The organism is Dokdonia pacifica, from assembly GCF_900188275.1.
GTDB classification, from domain to species: domain Bacteria; phylum Bacteroidota; class Bacteroidia; order Flavobacteriales; family Flavobacteriaceae; genus Dokdonia; species Dokdonia pacifica.
Genome location: NZ_FZNY01000003.1, coordinates 34,901 through 52,814, shown reverse-complemented (window position 1 = coordinate 52,814; position 17,914 = coordinate 34,901). Strand labels below are relative to the sequence as shown.

Here is a 17,914-nt window from a genome sequence, read left to right as displayed (position 1 = left end):
AAGTGATAACGAAGTATTTAAATTGTATCGAAATCAAAATTCAGTCATTTCAGTATAAACAATTAAAAATCTATTAGATACGTTTAGAAATATCTAATTTTATATCAGTTAAATATCAAATTTTAATACCAGCTTTAACGGCGTACACATGGGAAAAACATTATTTGATAAAGTTTGGGATGCACACGTGGTAGATACCATACCCGATGGGCCTCAGATTTTATATATCGACAAACATTTAATTCACGAAGTCACAAGTCCGCAGGCCTTTAATGAGCTGGAAGCAAGAGGAATTCCTATTGCACGTCCAGATCAAATCGTAGCCACAGCAGATCATAATACACCTACCGTAAATCAGCATTTGCCTGTTCAGGATCCGCTTTCGCGAAACCAATTAGAGCAGCTCACTAAAAACTGTGACAAACACGGCATTACACTATATGGGTTAGGACATCAATACAATGGTATTGTACACGTGATGGCTCCAGAATTGGGCATCACACAACCCGGTATGACTATGGTATGTGGTGATAGTCACACCAGTACTCATGGTGCTTTTGGAAGTATCGCTTTTGGAATTGGCACCAGCCAAGTAGCACAAGTATTTGCGAGTCAAAGTCTGCTTCTTAAAAAACCAAAAAGTCTACGCGTTAGCGTCAATGGAACCTTAGCGCCTGGTGTATTGCCTAAAGATGTGATCTTATATATCATCTCACAAATAGGCACCAATGCAGGTACGGGTTATTTCTGCGAATATGCAGGAAATGTCTTTGAAGAAATGTCTATGGAAGGCCGTATGACCGTTTGTAATATGAGTATCGAAATGGGGGCTCGTGGCGGCATGATTGCACCAGACCAAACAACATTTGATTATATAGAAGGAAAGAAATTTGCGCCGCAAGGGGACGCTTTCGCGAAAGCGGTCTCCTACTGGAAAACACTTCCTACCGATCCCGATGCTACATTTGATAAAGAATATCACTTTGATGCGGCAGCTATTGCACCGATGCTTACCTATGGAACCAACCCTGGTATGGGCATCAAAATAAATGAGCATATTCCAGAAACAGGTGATATGACCTTTGAAAAAGCATTAGAATACATGGATTTTAAAGGCGGGTCTCAATTACTAGACACCACAATTAATTATGTATTTATAGGAAGTTGTACCAATTCTCGTATTGAAGATTTTAGAGTCGCAGCCAGCTATGTAAAAGGAAAACAAAAAGCACCCAATGTAAACGCTTGGTTGGTACCAGGATCACAACAGGTTGTAAAACAACTGAAAGAAGAAGGTCTTGATGAGGTGTTTAAAAATGCAGGGTTTACGCTTAGAGAACCGGGATGTTCTGCATGTCTAGCGATGAATGACGATAAAATTCCTGCAGGAGAGTATTGTGTCTCTACGTCCAACAGAAACTTTGAAGGACGTCAAGGACAAGGTTCTCGTACCATACTGGCAAGTCCGCTGGTAGCAGCAGCTACTGCCATAGAAGGAAAAATAGTAGATATCACTAAAACTATACTTACGTAATGGAAAGATTTACAAAATTAACGACAACAGCCATTCCGTTACCTATTGAAAATATAGATACCGATCAGATCATTCCTGCGCGTTTCTTAAAAGCAACCGATAAGAAGGGATTTGGAGACAATGTATTTAGAGATTGGCGCTATGATAGTGATGGAAATCTCAATATGGATTTCCCATTAAATGCACCGCAATACAAAGAGGCTCAAATCCTCGTTGCTGGTGACAACTTTGGCTGTGGTTCGAGTCGTGAGCATGCCGCATGGGCGATTGCTGGATACGGTTTAAAGGTGGTGATTTCAAGCTTTTTTGCCGATATCTTTAAAGGAAATGCACTCAATAACGGACTGCTTCCTATTCAGGTATCTCCCGATTTTTTAAAACAATTACTTACGAGTGTTCAAGAAAATCCAGCAACAAAAATCACAGTCGATTTGGAAAATCAGGTGGTAGAATATGCTGGAGTTTATACTGAGCAAGGTCGAAGTACGAAATCGGAATTTGAGATAGACCCGTACAAGAAAGTATGCCTGATTAATGGATATGATGATATTGACTTTTTAGTGAGTAAAAAAGATACCATCGAAGCATTTGAAAAAGAACGAATGGTGTTTTGAAATACGAAGTTGGAAATACGAAATACGAAAATCAAAATAGAGTACTACTCTAAAATAGAGTGTTACTCTATTTCTGAATAAGAAAAATTACCTCCTCCTAGAAAGGTGTCATACTGAGCTTGTCGAAGTGAGGGAATGAGGGAGGTGTTAAAAACAATCCTTATTAAAAGGAAGTATATAACGAATTAAAAAAGATCCTCGTACATAGACGAGGCATGAATTATGAACTATAACATCGCAATAATTCCTGGAGACGGGATAGGACCAGAAGTGACAGCACAGGCTCAAAAAGCGTTAGATGCTATTGCAGATATGTTTGATCATCATTTTACATATACACCTGCATTAATGGGTGCTTGTGCTATTGATGCGACAGGAAATCCATTACCAGAAGAGACTATTGATATTTGTGAAGCCGCAGATGCTATTCTATTTGGTGCTATTGGACATCCAAAATATGATAATGATCCGAATGCAAAGGTGCGTCCTGAGCTAGGGTTATTACGTCTTCGTAAATCACTAGGACTTTTCTGTAATATCAGACCTGTAAAAGCCTATGATCAACTTATTGAACGTTCGCCTTTGAAAAAGGATCGTATTGTAGGAACCGATATTTCTATATATCGCGAACTCACAGGGGGTATTTATTTTGGAGAAAAACACTTAAGTGACGATGGTCAAGTAGCATCCGATGGGTGTTCCTATTCGGTAGAAGAGATTAGTCGTATTGCGCATTTGGCGTTTAAGGAAGCGCTTTCGCGAAAACGTAAACTCACCCTTGTCGATAAGGCAAATGTGTTGGAAACATCGCGTTTATGGCGTAAAACCGTGACAGAAATAGCAAAAGAGTATCCAGATGTGGAATTGGATTTTCTATTTGTTGATAATGCGGCCATGCAAATGATCCTCAATCCGAAGCAGTTTGATGTGATTTTAACAGAGAATTTATTTGGTGATATTATCTCTGATGAAGCGAGCGTGATAGGCGGTTCTATCGGGTTATTAGCTTCGGCATCTATTGGGACAGACAATGCACTATTTGAACCTATTCATGGGAGTTTCCCGCAAGCGACCGGGAAGGATATTGCCAATCCGTTAGCAAGTATTTTGAGTGCCGCGCTATTATTACGTCATTTGAATTTGCACAAAGAAGCCGCGCTGGTAGAAAAGGCCGTTGAAAAATCGTTAGAACTCGGTTTTACAACTGAAGATCTGAATGCTGAAAATCCATTTGGCACCTCAAAAGTAGGTGATTTTATTGCTGATTTTATCATGAATCCTGAAGATCCAAATAGAAATTTTGAAAACATATTTGTGGGACAAAGCACGATTATCTAAAAATAGTTTTAGCCATAGCAGCAATGCTAGGTTTCTTGAAAAGTCAGACATATGTGTACGTGTCTGGCTTTTTTTTGTGTAACCCAGAGTATACATTAGAACTTCGTTATGAGCATTTGAAATACAATAAATACTAGGATTTTCTTAATTTCTGCATAGCATCGCTATGATGAAATTAAAAAATACAGCATAGCGTTCGTATTTGCAGTAGTACAAAGGTGGAATAGATTTTCTAATGTGTACTATGGGTGTATTATTTTTTGGGTCTACGGGAAACCGTAACGTAGAATGCTTGGGAATGGGTAGGTTTAGGAATAGTATTTAACGGAAACAAAAAATACTTAACTCTCAAAATATCAATAGTATATCATTTATATTTCGTTAGATTTGTGAATAAGCGTATAAGAGACGTAAAGGATATATGTATTATATATTGTTGTTATGTTTCATACAAAAACAACTTCAAACTAAAAATATAAATGGCGACATTGATTCCTTCTTATGAAAAAGTTTTGACAATGAAAGTCAAACCAGAAGAAGGAGAATTATATCTGTTAAAATTTTTAGACAAAGAACTAGATTCATCATTTGAGATTTACTTCAATCCATATATGAATGGAGATAGACCAGACATAGTAATTATGCGGAAAGGGTATGGAGTAATGATTATTGAGGTCAAAGACTATAATTTGGACTTGTACGAACTTGATGACAGAAAAAACTTTGTTGTTAAAAGTAATAAGGCAAAAACTTATAAATCACCAATTTCACAAGTATTAAAGTACAAAGACAACCTTTACGAGTTACACATTGACAAATTATTAGAGAAAAAGATAAAGGACATTAGAAACTTCAATATTGTAACTTCTGCTGTTTACTTTCATAAGGCTAACTCAGAGAAAATAAAGGAGTTAATGATTAATCCATTTGAAGAAAATTTCAATTATCAAAAATTCTTAAAATATAACATTGACCTAATCGGGCGAGATAATCTTAATGAACTTGATTTTAACAAAATCCTCAAAAAAAGATATTTAAAATCGGACAGAACTTCTTTTCTATTTACAGACGATATTTATGAAAGTTTTAAGCGTTTTTTAAAACCACCAATCCATATAAAAGAACAAGGAAAAGAAATTAAGTACAGCAAAAAACAAATGGAAATCATTTATGATTCCACAAGAAAAGAACAAAGAATTAAAGGTGTTGTAGGTTCAGGTAAAACTACAATTCTTGCTGCAAGAGCAGTTCAAGCACATAAACGAACAAATGGAAATGTCTTAATCTTGACTTTCAATATTACGTTACGAAACTACATTAAAGACAAAATTAGTGATGTTAGAGAAGAATTTCCTTGGGAAAACTTTGTAATATTAAATTATCACTTATTTATTAATTCTCAATTGAACAACCTTGGTATTCCAGTTGAAGTACCTAAAGATTTTAACGAATTAAGTGATGTTGACAAGGATGCTTTTTTTGAAAATAAATACTATTCAAACAAGAAACTTTTTCTAGAACGAAAAGACGATATTAAAACCTATGATGTAATTCTAATTGATGAAATTCAAGATTACAAAAGAGCTTGGATGGAAATAGTAAAAGAATGTTTTTTAAGTGAAAATGGAGAATATGTACTATTCGGAGACGTAAAGCAAAATATATACAATAATACAACAGACGGAAAAGATGTTTCTACAAATGTTAGAGGTGTGACAGAATTAAAAAATTGTTTCCGTTCAGACTTTAAAATAAAGGACTTGGCGATACATTATCAAAGAGACATTTTTAAAGACAAGTATGAAATAGACAATTTTAATGCTAAACAGAATAATTTGGAGTTTGATTTTGGAAGAAATCAACAAGGCACTCTAAATTATATTCATTTAACAAATACAGATAATGTAACCAGTCTTTATACAATAATACACGCAAACGCAATAAATAAGGATATTCCACCAAATGACATAACCATTTTAGGTCATTCAATTTCATTGCTTAAAAAGTTTGATGCCTATTACCGATATTCTTCAAATGAAAAAACAAATACAATGTTTGAAACATTTGAAATGGTTTACAGAATGGGACTGAATTACATAAAGAAAAACAATCAACCAACTTGGTTAAAAGATGGAATACTATTAATAAAACGTCAAAATGATTATAAGGCAGACAATGCTTTTAATCAATTAAGTGTTTTGTTTACAATCTATGACCTTTATAAAGAATATGGCGATAAGTTCAAAGACAAACTTGATTATTATTCCACAAAATTTAAGACAACAACAAAAGATTATCTAGCATTTAGAGAAAAGTATGAATCAGAAATCAATGATTTTATAAAGGATTTTGGTCCAAAGAGACAGACCAGTAATCTGAAAATGATTAGAAATAATAAAAAAATACATTTCTATATGAATAGTGGAACTGTTAAAATATCTACAGTTCACAGCTTTAAAGGTTGGGAAAGTGAAACACTTTTCCTAATTCTTGAAAAGAAGTATTCCCAAATGCAAATGACTTTTGATGAAATTTTGTATACAGGAATTACTAGAAGTAGAGCGAATTTGATAATAATAAACTTTGGAAATGAAGAGTATCATAGTAAGTTGAAAAACCTAATAGACAAAGTGAAATAAAGTACGAAAACATAACAATGTATATAAAAAACAGACGGAAAAGTGATAAATTCGGAGGTTTTGGCTCACTTCAAACTTTGTGCTTAACCAAAAGTTTAGTACCTAGAAATCGCCTACTTTTCATATATTAACCGTTGTATGCCATTGGAAAATGAAAAAGCCACCGCACAAATAGCACATTTGGCTTTTGTCACCACGCAAACCCAAAGAGCTATTCTTAGCTAGGAAATGACAATATTTATTAAAATATGGAGCCAGTATCAATTACAATAATAACATACGTATCTCTAAAGTTTGTTGATCAATTTATAAAAGAACAAGGTTACGGAAGGCTTAAAAAACTTTTCTTTCCTACAAAAAAGTATCAAAATAGACTAGTTAAAGTAATATATGAAACAGTTGAGGAATATGAGAAAAAAAACACAGCAGATATCGCTTCCGACAAGTTCTCTTTTTATCATTCCCAAATATTATTTGATGAACTAAACAAGTATATTCTATTCAACAATTCACAAATCGATTATGGATCTGTCATTGAATTATTGAAAACTAACTCCAACATTTTGATTCCTAGCACTAGTGAATTGGAAGCATTTTATGGGATTTTCACAGAAAAGATGAGCTATGACAGTAAACTCAAGAAGTTATTTATTGAAGAAAATTATAAGGGCAAAATCTTTGATTTAGGTGAAAGTATCAATAGGATAGAAAGAAAACTTGACACAATAGGTTCTACTGTCCAAACTCTTCACTCCGAAACGACATTTCAACCAGATCAAGATTGGTTCAAGGAGCAATGTAAATCATCAATTGATGACCTTGGAAAAAGGTACACTCCTGAGCTAAATGTAAAACTTGAAGTATCTGAAATATTCGAAGGCCTAGGAAGAACCGAACAATTTAAAAGGAAAGTAACAAAGCAATTTGATCAGTTTCTGATAAAAGGAAAAAAAGTATTAAAGAATCAACCTGAAGTTAAAGAAGGTCTTGAGAGTTTAGAAAATGCCTTTGATGAATTACAGACTTTGTTTCATAATACTGATTTCTTAGGAACTGCATCAATTCCAGTAAATGACTTTGAAGACTTATTGAACAAGTCTCAAAGCTCTGTTCAAGGTGTTTATGACTACTATATAACAGAAGAACGTAAAGTACAAAAAGAAAAAAATGACTACCAATATTATCATAAACACGGTACTGAATTAAGAAATATTAGAGAGTTTGAACACGAGCTTTCTACTTTTCAAAATTTAATTCATAGCTCTTCATTTAAACTTGTTAATAATCCTTTTTTATTACTAGATGGTGAAGCTGGCATTGGGAAATCACATTTGATTGGAGATATAGTTTCAAGGAGAATTAAAAAAGAACATGAAAGTGTTTTTCTTCTGGGGCAGCATTTTGTTACGGAGGAAGACCCGTGGACACAAATTTTTAAAAGACTTCAAATCAATTCTAAGTCTTCAGATTTTCTTAGAAAATTAAATCAAAAAGCTGAAGAATCCGGAAAGAGAATAGTTCTTTTTATTGATGCGATTAATGAAGGAAAAGGAAACTACTTCTGGAACGAGTTTGTAAAAAGTTTCATTAATGAGATAAAGAAATATGAATGGCTTGGGCTTGTATTCACTATAAGAACTTCCTACAAAAACTTAATTTTTCCTAAAGAAGAAAGATCTAGTCTAAAAATAGTAGAACATCATCATTATGGATTTAGGAATATCGAATATGAAGCAAGCAAATTGTTTTTTGACAATTACAGCATTGAACTGCCTAATGTACCTCTGTTGCACCCAGAATTTCAAAACCCACTCTTCTTAAAATTATTTTGTGAAGGAATAAACAAAGCAGGATTAACCCGTATCCCAGATGGTCTTCAAGGCATAACTTCAATTATTAACTTTTTCGTCAAAAACGTTAATATTGTTTTATCGAAACCAAAAAGAGTTGGGTACTCTGATAGTTTAAACCTAGTACAAAAATCCATTAATGCTTTAATAAAGTGCAAAGTTGACAATGAACTTAGGTATGTGCCATATGAACAAGCTTATGAAGTCGTCAATGAATCTATTTCAAGTTTTATCAACAAAAAAGGATTTATAGATGAATTAATTACAGAAGGTGTACTATCAAAAAACCTCTTTTGGAAAGAAGCGGATGATTATGAAGAGGGAGTTTATTTAACCTACGAGCGATTTGAAGACCATTTAGCTGTTCAATGCTTGCTTGAACAATATCCTGAATTTGAGAAAGATTTCAAAGAAAATGGCAAACTGTACAAATATGTAGAAAATGAAAACGCAGTTTATAGGTATAAAGGACTAATTGAGGCCTTTTCAATTCAGATTCCTGAAATCAAAGGTTATGAGTTTTATAGTCTTATTCCTGACTTAAAGGATAAATATCCAATTGTTGAGTCTTTTGTTGAAAGTTTACTTTGGAGAAAGGTAGATACCATTAATGAAGAGTCAAAGAAATATGTAAATGAACATGTATTATCCTACCAAGGTACACATGATTATTTCTGGGAAACTATTCTTGCGGTTACAGCAATACCTAACCATTTCTTCAATGCCCACTCTTTACATAATCATTTACTCAAGTTCTCACTTGCTGACCGAGATACAAATTGGACTCAATTGCTGAAATACAAATATGATAATGAATCATCAGTAAAACGGCTTATTGATTGGGCATGGAATGAAACAGACAAATCGCACATCTCGGATGAATCAGTTTTACTTTCGAGCATTACCTTATCATGGTTTCATACTTCTACAAATAGAGAACTTCGAGACTGTTCCACAAAAGCAATGATTTGCTTGCTTCAAGACAGAGTTCAGGTACTTATTGAACTCCTTCAAAAGTTTGAAACGGTAAATGACCCTTACGTTTATGATCGTTTGTTTGCAGTTGCTTACGGTTGTGCAGTGAGAACAAATAAGAAAGAGGAATTAGCAGTCCTAAGTAATTATATATACGAAACCATATTTAAGGATAAAGATGAAGTTTATCCGCATGTTCTACTCCGTGATTATGCTAGAGGGGTAATTGAGTTTACAAGTTTCTCGGGTATTGAATTACCTTTTGATATTGAAGATGTAAGACCTCCGTACAAAAGTTTATTTCCTCACAAAACCATGACTAATAAGGAAATCGATAAAAAATACAAATTCGATTATGACGCCAAGGATTTCAAAAAGCATTATTGGTCTCAGAATTCGATTCTTAGTTCAATGACAACCGAATACGGTCGAGGTACTGGTGGATACGGAGATTTTGGAAGATACACTTTTGAAAGTGCTTTAAGGTCATGGGATGTTAATACAAACCAGCTAAGTAATCTTGCTATTGAGTGGATTTTTGAAAAATATGGTTATGACGTAGAAAAACATGGAGAATATGACAGAAACACTAATTCATATAATAGGCGAGCTTCTACGATTGAAAGAATTGGCAAAAAGTACCAGTGGATTGCTCTTTACGAAATGGTAGCGCGAGTTTCGGACAATTTCAAGAAATATGAAAGATGGAGTTTTGAAAAGGAAAAAGAAGTGCCATACCTAGGCCCTTGGGATCCTTACATAAGAGATATTGATCCAACATTGGTTATTAGTGAAACAGGAAGTTATGATGATGACGAGCCTCAAGATTTCTGGTGGGTTAACAACAAAATATTTAATTGGGACTGTACAAACGAAAGCTGGGTAAATGACTCAAATGAATTGCCTAAAATGGAAGAAATCATCCAGGTTAAAGATGGTCTGGGAGAAGAATGGTTGGTATTGGAGGGATATCCATCTTGGTCAGAACCGAAAAAAATTGGTGAAGAAAAATGGGATCAACCACATAAAAAGCTTTGGTGTCACATTAGAAGTTATCTAGTTAAAGATGATGAATATGACTCATTTAAAGATTGGGCTATCGAACAGGAATTCATGGGGCGTTGGATGCCTGAAAGTGGTGACAGATACGAAATGTTCAGCAGAGAATATTATTGGTCACCAGCTCAGGACTATTTTATGTCTGATTATTATGGAGGCACTGAATGGACAGAAGTTCATGACAGGAAATCAGGGGAGTATGTAGCAGAAGTCAATGTAACTGCACAAGGTTTTTTATGGGAGGAAGAGTTTGATAAATCAAAAGAAGAAACCATTAGTTTTTTAAAACCAAGTACCGTTGTTCATAAGGGTATGGATTTAAAATATAGTCCAAGAGAAGGGGAATTTGTTGACGACTCTAAAGTAGTACAATGCTTTGCACCAAATGTTTATCATAATTCGAAATCATATCTGCTTGTCCGAAAGACTTCTTTTTTGAAGTTTCTTAATGAAAATAATTTAAAAGTTGTTTGGACAGTATTGGGAGAAAAGCAAATAATTGGAGGACGATCTTTTGGAACTGACTATCTAGGAAGATTAGAAATCAGTGGAGCTTACTATTTTGACAAAGAAGAATTAAAAGGAGTTATTAACACCAAGAACACCTGACGCAAGCAATCATAAACATTGTCAAGTGGTTCAATAACCAACGGCACGAGCCAAAACTTGTCAAAGAGTATGCTTGCACAAACGCTAAAAAATGAAATGAATAAAATAAAAACGGCATACAACATTATGGATGACGTCATACTCCCTTCGGTTGTACGAACCCATCCACCCTCCGTTAACATTTACCAAGTCTCACTAAATGATTATGAATTTGATTTTAAAAATATGGATATGGATAACATTCTTAAAGAACAAAAATTCATTACCTACAAAATCTAAAATCATTCATCCAAAAATGGAGCATGAAGGTATGTCTGGAGCCTTTATTTGGGAAGATGAAGGCTTGTGGGAGGTTAGGAGTCATCATCTGATAGATGCATTTAAATATGTAATTCATCATCGTATGACATTAGTTGTGGGACCTGAAAACGATGTTGGGGTGATGCGTTCTAAAAAATTTGATAAGCATATTTTTGAAATGGCTAAAAAATATTTTCCCAACTGGATAGGGTTTGATGAATCTAGATGTTCCTATAATCCTGAAATAGCAGACAGAATGATGCGTATCCGAAAAGTGGCATATTGGCGATTTCAAAAATTATTGGATGAGCATTAAATAAAGTAGCTATTATTTTTTATCGTACCTTTTTCTTCATAACACAATAACGATCGTAGTTATAGCAAACCAACCATCCCATGAAGACAACACTCTCTTTTTTCTCCTTCTTTTTGATTCTATCCATTACGTATGCACAAACACCAAAAGTAAATCAAGACCGTTTGGAGAAATCCATTTTTGAGCTGGCTGAGTTTGGAAAAAAGGAAAATGGAGAAACCAGTCGTGTTGCTTTTAGCCAAGCTGATATTGAAAGCCGTACTTATTTGATAGCACTAATGAAAGATGTTGGACTTGAAGTGAGTATTGATTATGCAGGGAATATTATTGGTAGAAAAGCGGGATCAGACCCATCCAAAAAACCCATTGCCTTTGGTTCACATACTGATACAGTTCCTGATGGTGGGAATTATGATGGTTGTGTAGGATCTATGGCGGCTATTGAAGTGGTGAAGACCTTACAAGACAACAATATCACAACACAACATCCTTTAGAATTGATTATTTTTTCTAATGAAGAAGGCGGTGTGATGGGAAGTCGTGCCTTGGCAGGAGAATTACCGGCTGATGCTTTAACGATTATCAATAGCACAGGAATATCTATGGGAGACGGAATCAAGGTGTTAGGAGGAGATCCTACAAAACTTAAAGAGGTGATTCGTAAAAAAGGATCGCTTGCTGCCTTTTTAGAATTACATATTGAACAAGGTGGCATTCTGGATCAGGAGCAAGTCAATATTGGAGTCGTAGAAGGAATTGTAGGTTTAAACTGGTGGGATGTTACGATAGAAGGATTTGCCAATCATGCGGGAACAACCCCAATGAATGCACGCCAAGATGCGCTTTTAACAGCAGCACAATTTATCATTGCGGTCAATGAAACAACCAATAGCTTTGAAGGGAAGCAAGTCGGTACGGTAGGTCGTATCAACGCAGCACCTGGCGCTCCCAATGTAATTCCTGGAAAAGTAACCTTAAGTTTGGAAATACGTGACCTTTCGGCGAAAAAAATTAAAGAGGTATATGCCGCTATTGAAAAGAGAGGTCAAGAAATTGCCAAAGAAACGAATACCAAAATCACCTTTACAGCACTTTCTACTACTGGAAAGCCAGCACTTACAGATACACGTATTCAACAACAAATTGCAAAAGCCACAAAAGCTTTAGGGTTATCACAAATACAAATGCAAAGTGGCGCAGGACATGATGCACAGGATATGGCACTCATCGCACCTACGGGAATGATTTTTGTTCCTAGCAAAAATGGGATTAGCCATTCTCCAAAGGAATATACTTCTGCTGAAGACATGGCAAATGGCGCCAATGTGTTATTACAAACTATTCTTCTCCTAGATCAAGAATAATTTTACAGATAACACTTTCTTAACATCACATAGCGCAACCTAATCATTGTTTTAGTGTCTATATAATAAACAGTATAGTCATTCCGAATGTATTTCGGGATCTCATCACCTTATAACCATAGAGAATGAGAACCTGAAACGAGTTCAGGTTGGCGTTTAAATTAAATTTTGATATTCATTTTAAAGCCTATGAAACATATATCCAAACTTGCATTTCTTTTGCTACTATCGCTATCTATTCTACAGGTAGCTTGTAACGGTGACGATAGTTCAGAGTGTGGTGAGAGATTCTGCACATTAGAGCTTAGATCTATTACGGTGTTTATACAAGATGCAGATGGGAATCCTGTGGCATTAGATGCCTATGAGGTCATTAATTTAGAAAATGGAGAAAATCTCCCTACGTTCTCTTCTGATGCCGATTTTGAAGCAGCACAACAAACAGGCGTATATCCTATAGCTGGTGATGGCACATTTCCTGTAAATCAAGAAGCTGAACTACAAATAAGAGGCTTTATCAATGATGTAGAAGTCATCACTAGCAATTATATGGTCGCTACAGATTGCTGTCATATTAATTTGGTTTCAGGAGCTACTGAATTAATTCTTGAGTAAACTTTCGCGAAAGCGAACTTGTGAGATTCACGACCGGAGGGAGAATGAAATGGTAAATCAAACCTGTGAACCTGCCTGCCTGTCGGAAGGTTCACTCCTAAAATTAAAGTATAAAAAACACCTTAACTATAAACAGTTAGGGTGTTTTTTATATAACCAACGATTAGTAGGTACTGGAAATAAAGCGTTAACTTCCCAACTACATCCATAATACCTCAGCATGATACGTTTACAAAAATTAGTGCGCTTCCTCTTGATGTCCATGATCATTTTTCAAATGAGTTCGTGTAAGACATCCCAATCTTTAGTAGCTAGTACGCAGCAAGACATTGATCCTTTAAAATTAAGTGGTGGTTCCAGCGGCATGGAACAATTAGATGATCAATCGTATGTCGTGGTATATGATATAAAAAACTTTAAGGAAGGTACACGACTCGCCTTGATACATGTTACCGATGAAACCATCCAAGTGACTCCAATAGCAATTTCTGGATGGGGAGATGAAGGCATCTCAAGTGATTTAGAGAGTATTTGTAAAATACCTGGAAAAACAAATGAATATGTTATCGCAGAATCTGGGAATTGGAAAGGAAATTTAGGTCGTATTTTTCATATCAGAATAGATACAACACAACATTCTGCTACTATTTTAGGGATTACAAAACTTCCATTTAAGAATCTCAATACGCCAGAACTTGTTGGGGATCAATACGAGTCTATGGCATGTTTGCCATACAGTGAAACAGAAAGGATCTTGATTTTGGGAGAACGTGGAGGATCCGAGATAAATCCAAGAGGGAATATCAAATGGGGCATCTATAATTTAATGACACACCAACTACAATTTAGTGATGCTGGGATAAAAGGAATTACTGTAAATGCGCCTGGTCATTGGACATATCTAAAAAACAAAAGAGATATTACAGACCTTCATATTGATGCTGAAGGCAACATATGGGCCGCAGCTTCTGAAGACACGAGTGATGTAGGGCCATTTTATTCGGTTATTTATCAATTAGGACACGTAAACGATTCTAATAAAGAACAGCCATTCACCATTTATAGCGATTTCTCGAAATGGGTTCCCGTTTCTGGATTTAAAATTGAAGCCCTTTCTGGACCAAGTAAAAACATAAATGCGACCCTTTCATTTGGTACTGAAGATGAGATTTATGGAGGTGTTTGGAGAGCAATTTCTATAAAATAGGGTACTTAGCCTTATTTCTACTAATTATATTCTTGAGTACGCTTTAGCGCTACGCTCTTCCTCCGGTCGTGAACCTGCCTGCCGGCAGGCAGGTCTCACAAGTTCGATTTCGCGAAAGCGAGTCTACCAGTAGGTTAGAACATAAAAAAATACCCTTCTAAACTTAATGTATGTACCTAAGGCAACCATTTGTCAGAAATGAACGTCTTTATATATAGAAACCAACAATTACGTATATATGAAGAATTCAATCAAAGTGTTGCTCATTATTATCATAGCATTTGGAACCTATTTTGTTTTTGATGATCTATACTTCAAGACTCTTAGAAAATGGTTGTTTGAAGTAACAAATCAATTAGGAGTAAGTCACATAGTAACATATATAATTTCTGGAATCCCACTTTTTATAGGAGTGCTCTTTATAGGACGTAAAACTGATTTTTTTCAAAACTTAGGACTTGACAAGTCAATCACCAAAGGCTTCCTATTTGCGCTTATTTGTACTCTACCTATGTATATTGGTTTTAGTATTGTTTTTAATTTCAACTCAGAAATATCGCTTAACACATTTTTGATTTCAGTAGTTTCGGCAGGTTTTTTTGAAGAATTATTTTTTAGAGGATTCTTATTTGGATTGTTATTTAAAAAGACCAAGCTTGGGTTTATTCTTTCTGTTTTATTTGGTTCAATTTATTTTGGTTTTTTACACTTATATCAAAGTACTGAACTTGCCGAATTATTAGGAATTTTCTTAGTTACCTTTTTAGGAAGTGTTTTATTTGCCTGGGTATATGCCGAATGGAACTTTAATATATGGGTTCCTATTTTCTTGCATATGCTTATGAATCTGTCTTGGGAATTGTTTTCTGTAAGCGACAATGCATTTGGAGGTATGTATTCAAATGTATTTCGATTACTAACCGTAGCATTCATTATTGTATTGACCGTGTATTATAAAAAGAAGAAGGGAAAAAAGCTGGAGATAACAAAAAAAACGCTTTGGTTACAAAAACACTGATAAGCTCATTAAAGAGCATACATTAAGATGTATAGACACTAAAACTATTACACATACCGCGAATGTTTCTTTATACGCTTTAGCGCTACGCTCTCCCTCCGGTCGTGAATCTCACAAGTTCGATTTCGCGAAAGCGAACTTCATAAGGATCACAATCAAAATATAGAATTATACTTATAAAAAAACACCCTAGCCATAACGGTTAGGGTGCTTCCTATAAAACCATAGGGGGAATTATATATTATGCGATATCAAAACGATCTGCATTCATCACTTTTACAAATGCTTTTACAAAGTCATTTACAAAACGAGTTTCACCATCATTGGCAGCATATACTTCAGATACAGCTCTTAGTTCTGTATTTGATCCGAAGATAAGATCTGCACGTGATCCTGTAAAGGTCATATTTCCTGTACGACGATCTGTTCCTGAGAATAGTGTATCATCAGAAGAAAGTGCATCCCATGTATATGTGAAATCTAAAAGATTTACGAAGAAATCATTTGTTAATTGTCCAGCTCTATCTGTAAACACACCCACTTTAGAACCATTATAGTTGGCTCCTAATACACGAAGTCCACCTACAAGCGCTGTCATTTCTGGAATAGAAAGATCTAATAATTGCGCCCTGTCTATTAATAATTCTTCGGCAGCAGCTGTTTGATTACTTTTTGCAAAGTTTCTAAACCCATCTGCTTGTGGTTCTAAGAATTTAAAGGATTCTACTTCTGTCTGTTCTTGTGAAGCATCTCCTCGACCACTTGTAAAAGGAACGGTAATATCGTGACCCGCATTTTTAGCAGCTGCCTCTACTCCTACACTACCTCCTAAAACGATAAGGTCTGCTATAGAAACGGTACCTGCAAAATCACCTTGAATTTTTTCATAAGCCGTTAGCACTTTTGCTAATTCTTCTGGATTATTTACTTCCCAGCTTCTTTGTGGCTCTAAACGAATACGTGCTCCGTTTGCTCCTCCTCTTTTATCGGTATGTCTAAATGTAGATGCCGATGCCCAAGCAGTAGATACCAATTGAGATACGGTAAGTCCTGAAGCTGTAATCGCGCTTTTAAGCGTTGCTACTTCAGTATCACTTAGTGTATGCCCCGCTGGAACGCCATCTTGCCAGATTAATTCTTCACTTGGCACCTCTGGTCCTAAGTAACGTGATATAGGTCCCATATCACGGTGTGTAAGTTTGTACCATGCACGTGCAAATGCATCTTCAAATGCATCTGGGTTTGCTTTAAAGTGCTCAGATATTTTTCTGAACTCTGGATCTACTTTTAATGCCATATCAGCATCTGTCATCATCAAGGCTTGTCTCTTACTCGCATCTCCAGCGGTAGGTGCTGTAGGCGCTCCAGAATCAGCTTTAGGAGTCCATTGACTTGCTCCCGCTGGGCTTTTTGTTAGTTCCCATTCAAAATCTAGTAATACCTTGAAAAAATCATGATCCCACTTGTCTGGATTTGGTGTCCATGCCCCTTCTAATCCACTTGTAATAGTATCATCTAATACACCTGTAGCATAGGTATTTTTCCAACCTGTACTCATTTGCTCAATAGGAGCTCCGTGTGGTTCTACTCCTACATACTCATCTGGATTTGCAGCACCGTGTGCTTTACCAAAAGTATGTCCTCCAGCTGTAAGTGCTACAATCTCTTCATCATTCATTGCCATACGACCAAAGGTAATTCTCATATCATATGCAGATCCTAATGGATTTGACTTCCCATCTGGCCCTTCAGGATTTACATAAATAAGTCCCATATGTACCGCTCCTAATGGTGCTTCCAATGTATCTCGTCCTTCAGAAAAACGTGCATCATTTCCTAACCATTCTTTTTCTGATCCCCAATAGATATCTTGTTCTGGTTCCCATACATCTTCTCTACCGGCACCAAAACCAAAAGTTTTAAGCCCCATAGATTCAATAGCAACATTTCCTGCTAAGATCATAAGATCTGCCCAAGAAATTTTATTTCCATATTTCTTTTTGATAGGCCATAATAACAAACGTGCCTTATCAAGGTTTCCATTATCTGGCCAGCTATTTAATGGCGCAAAACGCAATGTTCCTGAGCTAGCTCCTCCTCTACCATCACCTGCACGATACGTACCTGCACTGTGCCATGCCATACGTATAATCAATCCTCCGTAATGTCCATAATCTGCAGGCCACCAATCTTGTGACTCTGTCATAAAATTTGTCAAGTCCTTCTTTAACTCAGCATAATCAATACTATTAAATGCAGCTGCATAATCAAAGTCTTCCCCTACTGGGTTTGATTTTGCTGCATTTTGTCTTAGTATATTTAGCTTTAATTCGTTAGGCCACCAATCTCTATTGGTTGTACCATTTCCAGCGGTTTTCTTATGAGCGCCTCCCATTACTGGGCATTGACTGATGTCGCCTCCTTGATGATGATTATCCATTATATGTATGCTTTTAGGTTTATTAAAGTATCTGTA

The 17,914-nt window shown here is 35.6% G+C and carries 11 protein-coding genes; 10 read left to right on the top strand and 1 reads right to left on the bottom strand.

The genetic code is table 11. The features are described from left to right. Positions 1–148: 148 nt before the first annotated feature. The 10 genes from leuC (at position 149) to CHB80_RS10235 (ending at position 15,438) form a co-directional block, all read left to right on the top strand. Positions 149–1,534: a 3-isopropylmalate dehydratase large subunit gene (gene leuC / locus CHB80_RS10285; RefSeq protein ID WP_089371388.1), complete on the top strand. Its 1,386-nt coding sequence runs from the start codon at positions 149–151 to the stop codon at positions 1,532–1,534. Next, on the top strand, positions 1,534–2,148 hold the full coding sequence (gene leuD / locus CHB80_RS10280; RefSeq protein ID WP_089371387.1) for a 3-isopropylmalate dehydratase small subunit: 615 nt from the start codon (positions 1,534–1,536) through the stop codon (positions 2,146–2,148). The genes leuC and leuD overlap by 1 nt, the downstream gene beginning before the upstream one ends. A gap of 222 nt (positions 2,149–2,370) precedes the next feature. After that, the gene (leuB, locus tag CHB80_RS10275; RefSeq protein WP_089371386.1) at positions 2,371–3,486 is read left to right on the top strand and encodes a 3-isopropylmalate dehydrogenase; all 1,116 of its coding nucleotides are present in this window, start codon (positions 2,371–2,373) and stop codon (positions 3,484–3,486) included. Positions 3,487–3,965: 479 nt separating this feature from the next. Next, on the top strand, positions 3,966–6,125 hold the full coding sequence (locus tag CHB80_RS10270; protein ID WP_089371385.1) for a nuclease-related domain-containing DEAD/DEAH box helicase: 2,160 nt from the start codon (positions 3,966–3,968) through the stop codon (positions 6,123–6,125). Positions 6,126–6,373: 248 nt separating this feature from the next. Further along, on the top strand, positions 6,374–10,618 hold the full coding sequence (avs2, locus tag CHB80_RS10265; protein ID WP_179218129.1) for an AVAST type 2 anti-phage system protein Avs2: 4,245 nt from the start codon (positions 6,374–6,376) through the stop codon (positions 10,616–10,618). Between the two features lie 205 nt (positions 10,619–10,823). Further along, on the top strand, positions 10,824–11,234 hold the full coding sequence (locus CHB80_RS10255; RefSeq protein ID WP_143337098.1) for a hypothetical protein: 411 nt from the start codon (positions 10,824–10,826) through the stop codon (positions 11,232–11,234). Positions 11,235–11,314: 80 nt separating this feature from the next. Then, a complete protein-coding gene (locus CHB80_RS10250) occupies positions 11,315–12,598 on the top strand; it encodes a Zn-dependent hydrolase (protein WP_089371382.1) in 1,284 nt (427 codons plus the stop codon). 189 nt (positions 12,599–12,787) lie between these two features. Then, complete coding sequence (locus CHB80_RS10245) at positions 12,788–13,213, top strand: hypothetical protein (protein ID WP_089371381.1); 426 nt, start codon at positions 12,788–12,790, stop codon at positions 13,211–13,213. A gap of 277 nt (positions 13,214–13,490) precedes the next feature. Beyond that, positions 13,491–14,420, top strand: coding sequence for a hypothetical protein (locus tag CHB80_RS10240; RefSeq protein ID WP_143337097.1), 930 nt, complete (start codon positions 13,491–13,493; stop codon positions 14,418–14,420). Positions 14,421–14,658: 238 nt separating this feature from the next. Continuing rightward, on the top strand, positions 14,659–15,438 hold the full coding sequence (locus CHB80_RS10235) for a CPBP family intramembrane glutamic endopeptidase (RefSeq protein WP_089371379.1): 780 nt from the start codon (positions 14,659–14,661) through the stop codon (positions 15,436–15,438). Between the two features lie 241 nt (positions 15,439–15,679). Here CHB80_RS10235 and katG read toward each other — a convergent pair whose 3' ends face one another. After that, on the bottom strand, positions 15,680–17,878 hold the full coding sequence (katG, locus tag CHB80_RS10230) for a catalase/peroxidase HPI (RefSeq protein WP_089371378.1): 2,199 nt from the start codon (positions 17,876–17,878) through the stop codon (positions 15,680–15,682). Positions 17,879–17,914 lie beyond the last annotated feature (36 nt).

Coding starts and splice junctions, on each gene's coding strand:
- leuC (WP_089371388.1), top strand. CDS start 149: ATGGGAAAAACATTATTTGATAAAGTTTGGGATGCACACGTGGTAGAT.
- leuD (WP_089371387.1), top strand. CDS start 1,534: ATGGAAAGATTTACAAAATTAACGACAACAGCCATTCCGTTACCTATT.
- leuB (WP_089371386.1), top strand. CDS start 2,371: ATGAACTATAACATCGCAATAATTCCTGGAGACGGGATAGGACCAGAA.
- CHB80_RS10270 (WP_089371385.1), top strand. CDS start 3,966: ATGGCGACATTGATTCCTTCTTATGAAAAAGTTTTGACAATGAAAGTC.
- avs2 (WP_179218129.1), top strand. CDS start 6,374: ATGGAGCCAGTATCAATTACAATAATAACATACGTATCTCTAAAGTTT.
- CHB80_RS10255 (WP_143337098.1), top strand. CDS start 10,824: ATGAATTTGATTTTAAAAATATGGATATGGATAACATTCTTAAAGAAC.
- CHB80_RS10250 (WP_089371382.1), top strand. CDS start 11,315: ATGAAGACAACACTCTCTTTTTTCTCCTTCTTTTTGATTCTATCCATT.
- CHB80_RS10245 (WP_089371381.1), top strand. CDS start 12,788: ATGAAACATATATCCAAACTTGCATTTCTTTTGCTACTATCGCTATCT.
- CHB80_RS10240 (WP_143337097.1), top strand. CDS start 13,491: ATGAGTTCGTGTAAGACATCCCAATCTTTAGTAGCTAGTACGCAGCAA.
- CHB80_RS10235 (WP_089371379.1), top strand. CDS start 14,659: ATGAAGAATTCAATCAAAGTGTTGCTCATTATTATCATAGCATTTGGA.
- katG (WP_089371378.1), bottom strand. CDS start 17,878: ATGGATAATCATCATCAAGGAGGCGACATCAGTCAATGCCCAGTAATG.